The organism is Providencia sp. PROV205 (genome assembly GCF_028479505.1).
GTDB classification, from domain to species: domain Bacteria; phylum Pseudomonadota; class Gammaproteobacteria; order Enterobacterales; family Enterobacteriaceae; genus Providencia; species Providencia huaxiensis.
Map to the genome: position 1 here is coordinate 56,058 of NZ_JAMPNU010000002.1, position 14,105 is coordinate 70,162.

At 42.0% G+C, this 14,105-nt stretch carries 20 protein-coding genes; 6 read left to right on the top strand and 14 right to left on the bottom strand.

Going from position 1 to position 14,105, the window contains the following annotated elements; translation table 11 throughout:
• Window positions 1–28: 28 nt before the first annotated feature.
• Genes PR800_RS02650 through PR800_RS02660 form a run of 3 tightly spaced genes read left to right on the top strand, consistent with a single transcriptional unit; the run spans window position 29 to window position 1,465 of the window.
• On the top strand, window positions 29–517 hold the full coding sequence (locus PR800_RS02650; RefSeq protein WP_102137942.1) for a ribonuclease domain-containing protein: 489 nt from the start codon (window positions 29–31) through the stop codon (window positions 515–517).
• Between the two features lie 12 nt (window positions 518–529).
• Window positions 530–817 (top strand): barstar family protein, encoded by a 288-nt coding sequence (locus PR800_RS02655; protein WP_102137941.1) that lies wholly within the window; start codon window positions 530–532, stop codon window positions 815–817.
• A 60-nt stretch (window positions 818–877) separates the two neighbouring features.
• Window positions 878–1,465, top strand: coding sequence for an RBBP9/YdeN family alpha/beta hydrolase (locus tag PR800_RS02660; protein WP_166264313.1), 588 nt, complete (start codon window positions 878–880; stop codon window positions 1,463–1,465).
• Here PR800_RS02660 and PR800_RS02665 read toward each other — a convergent pair.
• From PR800_RS02665 to yjgA, 3 genes are all read right to left on the bottom strand, one after another.
• Entirely contained in the window at window positions 1,462–1,791 is a 330-nt protein-coding gene (locus PR800_RS02665; RefSeq protein WP_272530148.1) for a low molecular weight protein tyrosine phosphatase family protein, read from the bottom strand. The genes PR800_RS02660 and PR800_RS02665 overlap by 4 nt on opposite strands.
• Window positions 1,788–2,021, bottom strand: coding sequence for a hypothetical protein (locus PR800_RS02670; protein ID WP_102137938.1), 234 nt, complete (start codon window positions 2,019–2,021; stop codon window positions 1,788–1,790). The genes PR800_RS02665 and PR800_RS02670 overlap by 4 nt, the downstream gene beginning before the upstream one ends.
• Window positions 2,022–2,194: 173 nt before the next feature.
• Window positions 2,195–2,740, bottom strand: a complete 546-nt coding sequence (gene yjgA, locus PR800_RS02675; protein ID WP_004258329.1) for a ribosome biogenesis factor YjgA — start codon at window positions 2,738–2,740, stop codon at window positions 2,195–2,197.
• Window positions 2,741–2,925: 185 nt separating this feature from the next.
• Here yjgA and pmbA point away from each other — a divergent pair, with 185 nt between their 5' ends.
• The gene (gene pmbA / locus PR800_RS02680) at window positions 2,926–4,266 is read left to right on the top strand and encodes a metalloprotease PmbA (protein ID WP_272530149.1); all 1,341 of its coding nucleotides are present in this window, start codon (window positions 2,926–2,928) and stop codon (window positions 4,264–4,266) included.
• Window positions 4,267–4,399: 133 nt separating this feature from the next.
• On the opposite strand, the gene rnk is transcribed toward pmbA, so the two are convergent.
• The 11 genes from rnk to kdsD all read right to left on the bottom strand — a co-directional run bounded on the left by rnk (window position 4,400) and on the right by kdsD (window position 12,034).
• Window positions 4,400–4,810: a nucleoside diphosphate kinase regulator gene (gene rnk, locus PR800_RS02685; RefSeq protein WP_102137936.1), complete on the bottom strand. Its 411-nt coding sequence runs from the start codon at window positions 4,808–4,810 to the stop codon at window positions 4,400–4,402.
• Between the two features lie 188 nt (window positions 4,811–4,998).
• On the bottom strand, window positions 4,999–5,271 hold the full coding sequence (gene npr, locus PR800_RS02690) for a PTS phosphocarrier protein NPr (protein ID WP_102137935.1): 273 nt from the start codon (window positions 5,269–5,271) through the stop codon (window positions 4,999–5,001).
• 5 nt (window positions 5,272–5,276) lie between these two features.
• Complete coding sequence (gene rapZ / locus PR800_RS02695; RefSeq protein ID WP_004258318.1) at window positions 5,277–6,128, bottom strand: RNase adapter RapZ; 852 nt, start codon at window positions 6,126–6,128, stop codon at window positions 5,277–5,279.
• Between the two features lie 119 nt (window positions 6,129–6,247).
• A complete protein-coding gene (gene ptsN, locus PR800_RS02700; RefSeq protein ID WP_102137934.1) occupies window positions 6,248–6,715 on the bottom strand; it encodes a PTS IIA-like nitrogen regulatory protein PtsN in 468 nt (155 codons plus the stop codon).
• Between the two features lie 93 nt (window positions 6,716–6,808).
• Window positions 6,809–7,096 (bottom strand): ribosome hibernation promoting factor, encoded by a 288-nt coding sequence (gene hpf, locus PR800_RS02705; protein WP_102137933.1) that lies wholly within the window; start codon window positions 7,094–7,096, stop codon window positions 6,809–6,811.
• Window positions 7,097–7,118: 22 nt separating this feature from the next.
• Complete coding sequence (rpoN, locus tag PR800_RS02710; protein ID WP_102137932.1) at window positions 7,119–8,564, bottom strand: RNA polymerase factor sigma-54; 1,446 nt, start codon at window positions 8,562–8,564, stop codon at window positions 7,119–7,121.
• A 41-nt stretch (window positions 8,565–8,605) separates the two neighbouring features.
• Window positions 8,606–9,331, bottom strand: a complete 726-nt coding sequence (gene lptB / locus PR800_RS02715) for an LPS export ABC transporter ATP-binding protein (RefSeq protein WP_166264317.1) — start codon at window positions 9,329–9,331, stop codon at window positions 8,606–8,608.
• Between the two features lie 5 nt (window positions 9,332–9,336).
• A complete protein-coding gene (gene lptA, locus PR800_RS02720; protein WP_102137930.1) occupies window positions 9,337–9,897 on the bottom strand; it encodes a lipopolysaccharide ABC transporter substrate-binding protein LptA in 561 nt (186 codons plus the stop codon).
• 1 nt (window position 9,898) lies between these two features.
• Window positions 9,899–10,474, bottom strand: a complete 576-nt coding sequence (gene lptC, locus PR800_RS02725) for an LPS export ABC transporter periplasmic protein LptC (RefSeq protein ID WP_102137929.1) — start codon at window positions 10,472–10,474, stop codon at window positions 9,899–9,901.
• A gap of 16 nt (window positions 10,475–10,490) precedes the next feature.
• On the bottom strand, window positions 10,491–11,051 hold the full coding sequence (gene kdsC, locus PR800_RS02730; protein WP_102137928.1) for a 3-deoxy-manno-octulosonate-8-phosphatase KdsC: 561 nt from the start codon (window positions 11,049–11,051) through the stop codon (window positions 10,491–10,493).
• A gap of 14 nt (window positions 11,052–11,065) precedes the next feature.
• Window positions 11,066–12,034: an arabinose-5-phosphate isomerase KdsD gene (gene kdsD, locus PR800_RS02735; RefSeq protein WP_166264319.1), complete on the bottom strand. Its 969-nt coding sequence runs from the start codon at window positions 12,032–12,034 to the stop codon at window positions 11,066–11,068.
• Window positions 12,035–12,511: 477 nt separating this feature from the next.
• Between kdsD and mlaF the strand changes: the two genes are divergently transcribed.
• Both mlaF and mlaE read left to right on the top strand, forming a co-directional pair.
• Window positions 12,512–13,315, top strand: coding sequence for a phospholipid ABC transporter ATP-binding protein MlaF (gene mlaF, locus PR800_RS02740; protein ID WP_102137926.1), 804 nt, complete (start codon window positions 12,512–12,514; stop codon window positions 13,313–13,315).
• Window positions 13,316–13,320: 5 nt separating this feature from the next.
• Window positions 13,321–14,103, top strand: coding sequence for a lipid asymmetry maintenance ABC transporter permease subunit MlaE (gene mlaE, locus PR800_RS02745; protein ID WP_102137925.1), 783 nt, complete (start codon window positions 13,321–13,323; stop codon window positions 14,101–14,103).
• Window positions 14,104–14,105 lie beyond the last annotated feature (2 nt).

A 14,105-nucleotide genomic window follows, 5' to 3' on the forward strand; every position in this document is an offset into this window, starting at 1 on the left:
CTGCAAAGCACAAAACAACTGAGGTGTTATGAATAAACGTATTTTACCCGTCGTGTTGATGGCTATTTTGATTGTGATTAGCCTGTATTTTAATGGTGGAGATAAAACCCCATCTGAGCCACCGGTTAACCAAAGTAATCCACCTTCTCGTGAAGCGATAACGCCAAAAGAAACAGCACAACCGATTGATAAACTAACCGCACAAGATAATGTCGTTAGTTTTATGGAAAAATATCAAAAACTTCCCGCTTTTTATATGACGAAAAAGCAAGCTCGTGAAGCTGGATGGGATGCGAAAAAAGGCAATCTTTGCGATGTATTACCAGGAAGAGCGATTGGCGGAGACCGTTTTTCTAACCGTGAGAAAGGGTTACCCATTGCACAAGGGCGCCAGTGGTTTGAAGCTGACATCAATTATCGCTGTGGTCATCGTGGGGCAGACCGTTTGCTATACTCATCGGATGGGATGATTTTTGTGACGCATGACCATTATAAGAGCTTTACACAAGTCAACTAAAGGAAAATCGTGATGAGCAAACAGGTGAGCTTTGATTTCAGGCAGATAAACTCATTGAATGATTTTTATGACCAATTTGCTCGGCAATTTTCCCTTCCTGACTGGTTTGGTCGTAATCTTGATGCCTTGTGGGACATGGTTTCCGCAGGCATTGAGTTACCTGTAACTATCACGTTTTCACACATGACTGCGGAACAACGTATCCAATTCGCAGATGTTATTGATGTGATGAATGACGCACAAGATATGTGGGAAGAAGAGTTCATTTTTGCTTTAGATATAACAAAAAGCTCTAACTAATATTCCTATCACTCATGGTAAAGTCTAAATAAGATAACTGAGCTGATAGGGGTCTTTAGGATGAATAACGTTACCTGTACTGCATTTCCGCTAAAAGAAAAAAAATTCCTGATTGTTCACGGCTATACCGCATCCCCTGAAAAAAACTGGTTTCCATGGTTGAAATCAGAGCTCGAAGCTTTAGGCGCTTTTGTTAACGTGCCCACCATGCCTGACTCATTAGCCCCCAACCCTGAAAGATGGCAGCAGCGCTTACAACACTTGCCTTTTGATATTGATGAAAATACGGTTTTGATTGGCCATAGCTTAGGTTGCGTTACCGTATTACGATTTCTTCAAAATGCAGGGCAGCCGGTAGCGGGTTATGTATTGGTATCAGGGTTTGATGAAGAACAGCCTACATTGCCTGAATTACAGCACCACACAAGCGAACCATTGAATTATGATGAACTCATACAAGTGGCAAATAATCGAATATCGATTATATCAACCAATGATGAAATTGTGTCACCAGAGTCTTCGAAAGCATTGGCTAATGCCTTAAAAACACAGGTTATTATTGAAGGCTCAGCCGGTCATTTTCTTGATAGAGAAGGCTATACTGAGTTCAGAACACTACTTGATACGATCAAAACGCATTTTAGCTAGTTATGGTTGGTAAGAATACTAGACACACTGGTTTTGAGTATTTCAATCAACTCTGGGTCCATATAGGGGTAATTATCAGGAATATCCAGAACATGAAGCGGTTTGTATTCCAAAAGGCGGGGGAAATCTGCTCTTAAGCGGTTTTTATGTTTTTGCTCCATCACAAAAATTACATCTGCCCAGCGGATTAAATCCGCATTAACAGGGCGCCTCGCATTGCGGCTCGTTCCCGCCGAACGGGTGACCCAACTTTCATGGTTGCGCCAGATCTGTTCAGCGGTTGGACTACGCCATTGGTTTTTACTGCAAATGAATAAAATATTCACGAGTTATTGTGTGTCTCTTCAAGGCTAATACGGGCAAGCTGTATATTACTCACTTGCGGGTATGCCATACCTAATTGGGCTGCACGGATCATCTTTTCGCTTCGACCGTACATCTGTTTCCAGTTTTTTTCAGGTGTATAGCAGTCAACTAGGCGTGAATTTAGTTGATCGCGGGATTTATTGATCCGAGCTTTGGCTCTGCGCCATGCTCTATTTCGGGTATTATCCATATCTTCCTCATTATTTATCGGGGTTCAGCAGCCGCGATAATACGGGTCAAAGTATGACTAACAATGGCATGATAGGTTGTTTCGGCAGCGCTATCAACACGCTGTTAGGTTTTTCAGATTATTGCTTAATTTACAAAGAAAAATCCCCTAGCCGCAGCATAGGGGATAATTCATTAAGCCATTTCAGAGAGATCTTTCAAGTATTGAAAGATTTGTCGATAGGCTTTTGGTGGTTTATTACCTTCACGCTCTTTTTTCGCATTACGGACTAATGCACGCAGTTGTTGCCTGTCTGTTTGTGGGAACAGGGCAACCACGTCTTCAATGACTTCATCACCGCCATCTAATAAACGGGTACGTAAGTCTTCCAGTTTATGTAAAATGACCACTTGCTGGTTGTGACGGTTTTTAAGCTTATCCAGAGCCTCTGTAATTGGCTCAACTTCACGTGAACGTAATAATTTACCGATCAGTTGCAATTGGCGACGACGGCCTTCACGTTTGATTTTTTGGGCAAGTTCAATGGCTTCAAGTAATTGAGTATCTAACGGGATGCGCTCTAACTCACTTTTACTTAAATCTACGAGCTCAGCCCCTAACTTTTTGAGGATCTCAGCATCGCGTTTAATTTCGCTTTTACTGACCCAAATGATTTCCTCGTCTTCTTCGTCTTGCGGCGCTGGGATATCATCCAGCCAGTCATCAGGCTGTTTGGCCATATCGATTTTCCTTTTTACCGAACACAGTGGTTTAATTACGCGTAATTAATATGATTTACTGTGTTGTGAGTGTTAACATTCATCTATTATATATTGTAACTGGGAAAACCCCTCTATGACTACCTAGCATTTGCTTGTTAGGGCAGAAAATCACGTTTCCCCCACATTATTGATTGGACTAAAGCATGAGTGTAACTGAACAAGTCACCGAACAACGCAAAAAACTCGAAGAAGCCGTCGCACACGCATTAGAATTTGCTAAAACACGTTGTGATGCTGCGGAAGTCGCAGTAAACAAAAGCACAGGGATTAGTGTGAGTACCCACCAAGGGGAAGTCGAAAATGTTGAGTTTAACAGTGATGGAGCGCTAGGGATCACCGTTTATCATCAACAACGTAAAGGCAGTGCGTCTTCAACAGATTTAAGTCCTGAAGCCATTGAACGGACTGTTCAGGCGGCAATTGATATTGCTAACTACACCTCAGAAGACCCGTGTGCAGGGCCAGCAGACAAATCTTTGCTGGCTTTTGAAGCTCCAGACCTCAACCTGTTCCAAGCGAGCGAGCTCTCTCCCGAAGAAGCGATCCGCTTAGCGTCGATTGCGGAAATGTCAGCATTAAATGCAGACTCACGCATTGTAAATACGGAAGGTGGAAGTTTTAACGGCCACTATGGGGTTCGCGTATTTGGTAACTCCCATGGCATGTTGCAAAGCTACTGTTCTAGCCGTTATTCAATGTCGAGCTGTGTGATTGCTGAGCAAAATGGTGAAATGGAGCGTGATTACGCTTATACGATTGGCCGTAGCTTAGGGGCATTACAGTCGCCTGAGTGGGTTGGGCAGGAGTGTGCTCGCCGTACTTTATCTCGTTTATCGCCACGTAAATTACCGACAATGAAAGCCCCTGTTATTTTTGCAGCAGAAGTGGCAACTGGTCTATTTGGTCATTTAGTCGGCGCTATTAGCGGTAGCAGTATTTATCGTAAATCCTCTTTTTTATTGGATAGCTTAGGAAAGCAAATTTTACCAAGCTGGCTAACTATCAATGAGCAACCTCATTTAATGGGTGGGTTGGCGTCATCCCCTTTTGATAGCGAAGGCGTTCGTACCTGTGAACGCAATATTGTTGAAAATGGTGTTTTGCAAACGTGGTTGATGACCAGCTATTCCGCAAGAAAGTTAGGTCTGCAAAGTACGGGTCACGCGGGTGGCATCCATAACTGGCGTATTGCAGGGCAAGGCCTTTCTTTCGATGCATTGCTGAAACAAATGGGAACAGGGCTAATCGTTACTGAATTAATGGGCCAAGGGGTTAGTGGTATTACGGGGGATTACTCTCGTGGGGCTTCAGGTTTTTGGGTCGAAAACGGTGAAATTCAATACCCTGTGAGTGAAATTACCATTGCTGGGAACCTAAAAGATATGTGGGCGAATATGGTCACTATCGCTGATGATATTGAAACTCGTAGCAATATTCAGTGTGGTTCGGTATTGATCCCTGAAATGAGTATTGCGGGAGAATAGTTTTCTACTTTGCTCATTTTAAAGCAACAAAAAAGGCACTCAATTGAGTGCCTGAATATGTTAGAGGACTTACCAGAGTTTTTTAAATAAAACTTTTTTCGCTAAGCCTTCCTTAATTCAGCCGTTGTCGAGATTAACGGTGAAACTCACCAGCCGCTTCTGGCTGATAAACAATTTCAAGTACGCGAACACGTGTTTGAACGCCGTTTGGCAGTTCCCAGCTGATTTCATCGTTGACATGCAAGCCTAATAAGGCCGCACCAATCGGTGCCATAACAGACAGCTGCTCTGCGCTATCTTTCAGTGACGCCGGGTAAACTAAGGTACGTGTGCGCTCTTCGTTGCTGATTAAATCCAAAAAGCGAACGGTACTGTTCATCGTGACCACATCAGCAGGCATTTCTTGTGGGGTCAGAATATCCGCACGGTCAAGTTCATCATTGAGCGCATCGGCAACCGGTGTGCCCGCATAAGCCGGCTGTTCCATCAGTGCATCTAAACGTTCAGCATCTAAATCATTGATAATAATTGTTGGCTTTGTCATACCACACTCCAATAGAGACATACAAAGCAAACACCCCCCACCCATAAGGTAGGGGGTGTCGCTAGAAATAAGTTTGTTTAAAATATTAGGCGCTATACGCTTTAAAGGGAAGAGATCATGATCACGATCTCTAAGCCTACCTTTGTAAAAAATACAGATTGATATTTTTATCGTTAGGTTTGAATTGACTACTCTTCGTCAAACCCACTTTCGAACAGGTTAATAATTGCGGATAATGCCTGATTTTCATCTGGGCCGCTAACCTCAATATCAATATTACTGCCTTGTTCTGAGTCTAACATCAACATCGCAATAACGCTATCGGCCTCAGCCTCAATTTGATTATTATTACGCAAAATAACTCTTGAGTTAAATTGTTTAACTAAATCATAGAGTAACATAGCAGGCCTTGCATGCATTCCAAGCCGATTTTTGAGCGTTATTGTGGCTTTTACGGTCATTGCTGTTACTTGCGTTTTTCCAACGTTCTGTGGCGTGACTGCACATTTTTACCACGAGAGCGGAAATAGTCGGCAAGTTGTTCAGCGACATACACTGAACGGTGCTTACCCCCGGTACAGCCAATTGCGACAGTCAAGTAGCTACGGTTATTGGTTTCTAACATCGGTAACCATAATTCTAAATAGCTACGGGTTTGGTAAATGAAGTTATGGACTTCAGTATGCCTATCTAAGAATGCAGCCACGGGTCTATCAAGGCCTGTCATTGGACGCAATTTCGGATCCCAGTGCGGATTGGGCAAAAAGCGCACATCGAATACATAATCCGCATCAATAGGAATACCATGTTTGAAGCCAAAAGATTCAAACACCATTGTCAGTTCACGCTCACGTTTGCCCATCAAACGTGTTCTTAGCATCTCAGCTAATTCATGAACGGACATTTCAGAAGTATCGATAACTAAATCAGCCCGAGAGCGTAAAGGCTCAAGTAGCTCATTTTCTTCATCTATTGCGCTTTCAAGTGAAAGATTTTTACTTGAAAGCGGGTGTAGTCGACGAGTATCACTGTAACGGCGAATAAGCGTGTTACGATCGGCATCTAGAAACAATAATTGAGGAGAGAAGGTTGAAGGTAATTTATCAATCGCTTCTTCGAAAATCTCTGGATTGTCGGGCATATTACGCACGTCGATGCTTACCGCTGCTGAAATATTACGATCAGCCAGTGAATTCGCTAACTCCGGTAGTAATACAACCGGTAGGTTATCTACGCAATAGAAACCCATATCTTCCAGCGCACGTAAGGCAACGGATTTCCCCGAACCGGAACGGCCGCTGACTATCATCAGCACCATGAGCTTGCTCCCTTTTGTTTCCTAATAATGTGCTTCTTGAAAAGCAGTATTTGCCAAATAATATTACTTAGAAACCATAACAATATCATTTGCATATGGCAAGATACATAATTTATCACTTACTCTGTAATTATGCGGTATAGCTCTTCATCACTTTGTGCACTGCGTAGGCGTTTACAGAGCGTTTTATCGGCTAATTTTTTGGCGATAAGCGACAATGTATGCAAGTGCGTTTTACATTGGTCTGATGGCACAAGTAACGCGAACAACAAGTCAACAGGCTGATTATCAATTGCATCAAACGCAATCGGCTCCTCTAAATGCAAAAAGACACCGACAGCACGGCTACTTTCACCTTCGTTCAGCTTTCCATGAGGAATGGCAATACCACCACCAATACCTGTTGTGCCAACTTTTTCTCTGGTTAATAACGCTTCAAATACCGTATTTTCAGGTAATTCCAATTCAACGGCAGCCAGCTCACTAATAATTTCTAAAGCTCTTTTTTTACTGGTGCACACAATATTATTACGTGTACAGGCTGATGATAAAACAACGTTTAACTGGATTTCTATATCACTATTCATTTTATTGTTCACTTAGGACTACAAAACCAGATGGTGTATCCCACCATCTGGTTTGAAACATTACCCGGCTCATTAATAAGCCGTATCAATGTATTAATGTTGTCTCAGTTTTTCTTTATGTTTGGTTAATTGGCGCGACAGTTTGTCTACGAGTATATCTATAGCGGCGTACATATCGTTTTCTTCCGCTGATGCGTGGAGATCCGCTCCATTGACTTGCACGGTTGCTTCCGCAATTTGCTGAACTTTTTCAACTTTCAAGACAACTTGGATATTATTAATACGATCAAATAATTGTTCCAATTTTTTGAGTTTTTTCTCAACAGTCTCGCGCAATGCAGGAGTAACTTCAATATTGTGTCCAGTAATCTGAAATTCCATACAATCTTCCTTATTTTATCAATTAAACCAGTTGTTTACGCTGGTTAGAGGGCGGAATGGATAACGATTCTCGATACTTAGCAACAGTTCTGCGAGCGACTTGAATGCCTTGTTCAGCCAGCATACTCGTCAATTTACTGTCACTCAATGGTTTTGCTGGGTTTTCAGCAGCAACCAGTTTTTTCACCAATGCTCGAATTGCGGTTGAGGAGGCTTCGCCACCTGTGTCCGTATTAACATGGCTGGAGAAAAAATATTTCAACTCAAAAATGCCTCGTGGGCTATGGAGAAACTTTTGAGTTGTCACTCGTGAGATAGTTGATTCATGCATGTCCACTTGATAGGCGATATCGGCCAGTATCATCGGTTTCATGTACTCCTCTCCCAGCTCAAAGAATTCTTGTTGCTGTTCTACAATACAAGTCGCGACTTTTAATAGTGTCTCGTGGCGGCTCTCAAGGCTTTTAATCAACCATTTTGCATCTTGCAGATGACTACGAATATATTGGGAGTCATCTTCACTCGCTGAATTATTCAGCATCGAAGCATAATGGTTATTAATGCTTAGCTTAGGGATGCTATCTGTATTTAACTCAACTTGCCAGTGCCCTGCGATTTTTTTCACTAAAACATCAGGAATGACGTATTCCGATTCCCCGGTATTGATAGATTGGCCAGGTTTTGGATTCAACGTTAAAATCAGGTCTATCGCGGTTTTGAGCGCATCTTCTTTTAAGCGAGTTAATTTACCTAACTGGCGAAAATCACGGTTAGCCAGTAAATCAATATGGTTACTAATAATGAGCTTCGCATCTTGTAGCCCATCAGTTTCTTTAGGGTAGAGTGACAATTGAATTAATAAACACTCTTTTAAGTCTTGTGCTGCAACACCCAGTGGGTCGAAATGCTGAATACGTTTGAGGACAGCAATGACTTCCTCAATACTAATCTCTGGGTTATCAATCCCTTCATGTATATCAGAAACTGCTGTTGTCAGGTAACCAGAATCATCTATTGAATCAATAATAGCGGTGGCTATTGCCCTGTCCGTATCAGTAAAAGGGGTCAGTTCAGCTTGCCACGTCAGGTAATCTTGCAATGTTTGCGTTGTTTCACCTTGGTAAACAGGGAGTTCATCAAAATTATAATCATTACTGGTCCCTGACGGTGTTCCTGCCGTATATATTTCATCCCAATTAGTATCTAAAGGGAGTTCATCTGGCATATCATGGTTTTCGAGCGCGTCTTTGGTATCGAGCTCACTGGTATCGGAATTTTCATTTAGGGAGTCAATAGATTCAGACTCGGAATTTAACTCTTCTTGTTCAAGAAGTGGGTTGGTTTCCAAGGCGAGTTGAATTTCTTGCTGAAGCTCAAGTGTAGACAGCTGCAACAAGCGAATGGCTTGCTGCAATTGAGGGGTCATTGCAAGTTGTTGACTGACTCTAAGCTGCAAGCTTTGCTTCATGAATCTGTTTTATTCTCCCTAAAAAATGACGATACGCTAATTTATAACCGGAAACCTTCACCCAAGTATACACGTTTCACTTGTTCGTTCTCTAAGATCATGGTTGGTGACCCATGAGCAATTAAGTGTCCTTGGCTGACAATATAGGCTCTTTCACATACATCTAAGGTTTCACGCACGTTATGGTCGGTGATTAATACTCCGAGGCCGTAATCCCTTAAGTGCTGAATGATTTTTTTGATATCTAAGACGGAAATAGGGTCAACACCCGCAAAAGGTTCGTCTAATAAAATAAATTTTGGGTTAGCTGCAAGTGCTCGAGCAATTTCAACACGGCGGCGTTCCCCACCGGATAGCGATTGCCCCATGCTGTCCCGAAGATGGGTAATACTAAATTCTTCCATCAGCTCTTCAGCACGCTCTTTACGTTGCTGAGAATTCAAATCTTCGCGAATTTCTAACACAGCCATTAGGTTATCATAAACACTGAGGCGACGGAAAATGGAGGCTTCTTGAGGAAGATAGCCAATTCCACGGCGTGCACGTTCATGCAACGGTAGAAGGCTGATATCTTCACCATCAATCATAATTTTGCCAGCATCCCGCTGAACAATACCCACAACCATATAAAAGGTCGTTGTTTTACCGGCCCCGTTTGGTCCCAACAAGCCAACGATTTCACCTGATTTAACTTCCAGGCTGACATCTTCAACGACTTTACGTTTTTTATAGGCTTTAGCTAGATTCTCAGCGGTTAGTGTCGCCATAACAGTTATTTACTCTTACTTTCTGATGAATTTTTATTCGCTGCAGGGCCTTTTTCTTGCAATTGGGCTGGCAGTATTACGGTAGTGACGCGTTTGCCTTTATCACTAAATGCTTCCATTTGTTGCGTTGGCACAATATAGGTAATTTTGTCACCCTGAATATTGCTGTCTAATTGCTCAAGATAAGCATTGCCTGTTAATGTGACGAGTTGTTTATCAACCTCATAACGGGCTTTACTGGCATGGCCTTTAATTGGCTTGCCATCATCCTGCAACTGGTAAAAGGTAACTGGGGTCCCGAAGGCCTCAATCACAATTTTATCTGAGTCACTACTTGGGCGTGTAACAACCACTTTATTGGCTCTGATATCAATAGAGCCTTGTTTAATAACAACATCATCTGTAAAAGTGGTGACGTTTTTTTCTAAATCAAGAGATTGTTTGACCGAATTAATCGTCATTGGCTGCTGCGTATCACTTTTTAATGCCATCGCAGGTAGGCTAAGAGCCAAAATTGCACTGGCAACAGCTCCTTGAATAAAACGTTTCTTAGTTACTTGATTCATTTTAATGCTCTTCTGGTTGTAACACATAATGAGTTTTTACATCTTCGATTAATTCAGCCGTTCTTGTACGAAGGTTTCCCTTCATTTTCATACCAGTAGAATTGAGACCTTGTCCAACAATGGTCACTTTATCATCAGATGAAACGTCTTGTGTTGTCAAATTGACAACTGCACTCTCAGTTGTAATTCGTTGGATCTGCGAGTCTTTAGTTAAGCTATCAACTTGAACATCGCTATATAAATAGAGAATTCTATCGTTCGTTAACCTTGCTTTGAAAGCCTTAACTGTCCAGGTAGGCTCACCGGCTTCGTTATAAGTGGTTAGAACAGGTTTCGAAAACCACGTGATTTTCCCTTCAGTGTAGTTATCTATTTTATCTGAAACGAGTTTATACGCTAAATTACCCGTTGGATTATAGACAAAAGTCACTGAATCATCAGTTTGATAATTAGGTTGCCCATCATTAATTACTTTATCCTCTGCGCTGTCGGAATCATTACCCGCTAAATTCCAACCGATAAGTCCTAATACCACTAAGGATAAAATAATAATTAACCACTTCTTCGCATTGCTCATGAATTCAATCTATTCGTTATATTGATAAACCTTTTGCTTCTTCTAGTTTGTCTTGAGAAAGCAAAATAAGGTCACAAAGTTCGCGGACTGCACCTTTTCCCCCGCCAATACGAGTCACGTAATCCGCTTTCGGTAATAGCAAAGGGTGGGCATCAGCGACGGCGACGGATAAGCCTACTTTAGCCATAACAGGCCAGTCAATCAGGTCGTCCCCAATATAAGCTATTTCTTCATCTGATAATTGTAGTGTATCTAACAGTTCGTGATACGCCAAAAGCTTATCGCTTTGGCCTTGGTAAAGATATGTAATGCCTAATGTTTGGGCTCTATCTTCAAGAAGCTTCGCTTTTCTTCCTGTAATGATGGCGACTTCAATACCGGACGTTAATAAGCAACGTATCCCATAGCCGTCACGGACATTAAAGGCCTTGAGTTCTTCGCCATTATTTCCCATATAGACCAAGCCATCGGACATGACACCATCAACATCGCAGATCAGTAATTTGATTTTTTCTGCTTTGATTAAAACAGTATCGGCAACAGGGCCATAGCAGGTTTCCAAAAAGGTAGACGTCATGGTATTTCCTTCTGTTATACAACACCTGCTTGTAGCAGATCGTGCATATGTAGCACACCAACTAATTTGTTATCATTTGCGACTAATAATGAAGTCACGTGTCGAGACTGCATTAAATTGAGCGCTTCAACCGCTAACATGGTCGGCGATACCCGAATTCCACCGGGGGTCATTAAATCAGCAATTTTAGCGTTATTCAGGTCGATACCCATATCAAAAATACGGCGTAAATCCCCATCAGTGAAAATACCTTCAATATTCATGTCATCATCACAAATGACTGTCATACCCAGTTTTTTGCGGGTAATTTCCACTAAAGCCTCACGTAAAGACGCGCTTTTAGGAATATGGGGGATATCATCACCCGTATTCATTAAATCACGAACGAGGAGTAAAAGTTTGCGCCCAAGTGCGCCACCCGGATGCGAAAGCGCAAAATCATTAGCCGTGAAACCGCGCGCAGTTAATAAGGCAATCGCTAATGCATCTCCCATCACGAGTGTTGCTGTTGTACTCGTGGTAGGTGCAAGCCCTAAAGGGCAGGCTTCTTGAGGCACTTTGATGCACAAATGCACATCTGCATATTTTCCCATATTACTTTCAGGGTTGTTAGTCATACAGATTAAAGGCACTTTAATTCTTTTTAAAACAGGGAGTAAAGCTAAAATTTCCCCTGACTCCCCAGAATTTGAAATGGCTAACACAACATCTTTATGCGTAATCATCCCAAGGTCGCCGTGGCTAGCTTCCCCTGGATGAACAAAAAATGACGGCGTACCTGTGCTCGCTAGTGTGGCAGCAATTTTACGCCCAATATGCCCCGATTTCCCCATTCCCATTACGACGACTTTGCCTTCACAGTTAAAAATAAGCTGGCAAGCGCGGTCAAAATCAGTATTGATATATTGTTCTAGGTTTTTTAAACCTTCATGTTCGATATGGAGAACTTCTTTACCTACTTTCTGAAAATCGAAGTTTGACATTTCTAGTTCCATGCGTAGCTTTTAAGTTAATCGGATTAGCGAAATCAAATTGTATAACGAATACTTGGTATCAGTAAGTATTTTGTCAGTTAAGCACTTTTTAATGTTAGTTTTAGACTTAATAAGTATTTTTTGGCACTTCGATGTAGAATTTAATACGTATAAGATGGTTTTATTAGCATCTTGAACCAAAAAAAGATAGGCAAATTCGCGTATCCTCAGTTAGGTAAATCATAGCATTCTAAGAGCTATCTGCTGTTAATAGCGAAAGCTTTTGCTGACTATAAAGAAATTATATTGTTTTTTCTCTGTTTCCTTTAGGTAAAAACAAAGTTGTAATACTAAAAGTCATATTTTCGACGCTATAATACTATAAATTCTATTTTGTTGTGATATTTGACGATTTTCAGTTTATCTTTCGGTAACATCTGAACGGATAAAAATATTTACGCGTGGTGTATAACGAGTTATTTAACAATGCAAGCACAGACAGACAACTTAATTGAAGTACGGAACATGTCATTTACTCGAGGAAATCGGAAAATATTTGAAAATATTAATCTGACCGTTCCTCGTGGGAAAATTACGGCAATTATGGGGCCGTCAGGGATCGGTAAAACCACATTACTGCGCTTGATTGGTGGGCAATTACGGCCAAATGAAGGTGAAATTTGGTTTGATGGTGACAATATTCCTGCACTGTCACGCTCAAAACTGTATCAGTCTCGTAAAAAGATGAGCATGCTGTTTCAGTCGGGGGCGTTATTCACAGACATGGACGTATTCAATAATGTGGCTTTCCCGTTGCGTGAGCATACTAACCTGCCTGAATCGCTGATCCATACTACAGTGATGATGAAATTAGAGGCGGTTGGCTTGCGAGGAGCCGCAAAATTAATGCCATCTGAGTTATCGGGAGGTATGGCTAGGCGGGCAGCTTTAGCGCGTGCTATCGCTCTAGATCCTGATTTAATCATGTTTGATGAGCCTTTTGTTGGTCAAGATCCGATTACTATGGGTGTTTTGGTTAAATTGATTGATGAGCTTAATCAAGCATTGGGTGTCACCTGTGTCGTGGTTTCCCATGATGTTCCAGAGGTATTGAGCATTGCAGATAATGCTTATATTGTTGCGCAGCAGCATGTCATTGCTCAGGGAACGGGTGAAGAATTGCGTGAAAACCAAGACCCTCGTGTGCGACAATTCCTTGATGGTATTGCGGATGGGCCTGTTCCATTTCGTTTTCCCGCCAATGATTATCTAGCTGATTTATTAGGGTAAATAAAATGATAATAAAGGCGATTGCAGCCTTCGGACGCCGATGGATTGACATATTTTCCGCGTTTGGTCGAGCAGGCTACATGCTGTTTCGCGCCTTACTTGGCAAACCAGAGTTTCGTAAACAATGGCCATTATTGATGAAGCAATTGTACGCCATTGGTGTGCAGTCATTGCTGATCGTTGCCGTCTCAGGGTTATTTATTGGGATGGTTTTAGGGTTACAAGGTTATTTGGTTCTCACGACGTTTAGTGCTGAAGCTAGCTTAGGTATGATGGTGGCGCTTTCACTATTGCGTGAACTAGGCCCTGTTGTGACTGCCTTGTTGTTTGCCGGACGAGCGGGTTCAGCGTTAACAGCTGAAATTGGCTTAATGAAAGCGACTGAACAGATTTCTAGCCTTGAAATGATGGCAGTTGACCCTCTTAGGCGTGTCATCGCCCCACGTTTTTGGGCTGGTTTTATTAGTATGCCATTGTTATCTCTAATTTTTGTTGCTGTCGGTATTTTAGGTGGTGCATTAGTTGGGGTTGACTGGAAGGGGATTGATGAAGGCTTTTTTTGGGCTTCAATGCAATCTTCCATTGATTGGCGGCTAGATTTAGTCAACTGTGTGATCAAAAGCTTAGTCTTTGCCATCACGGTTACTTGGATCGCATTATTTAATGGCTATGATGCCATCCCAACTTCGGAGGGGATAAGCCAAGCTACAACAAGAACAGTTGTACATGCGTCATTGTCTGTTTTAGGACTGGATTTCGTACTTACCGCACTGATGTTTGGGAACTAAGT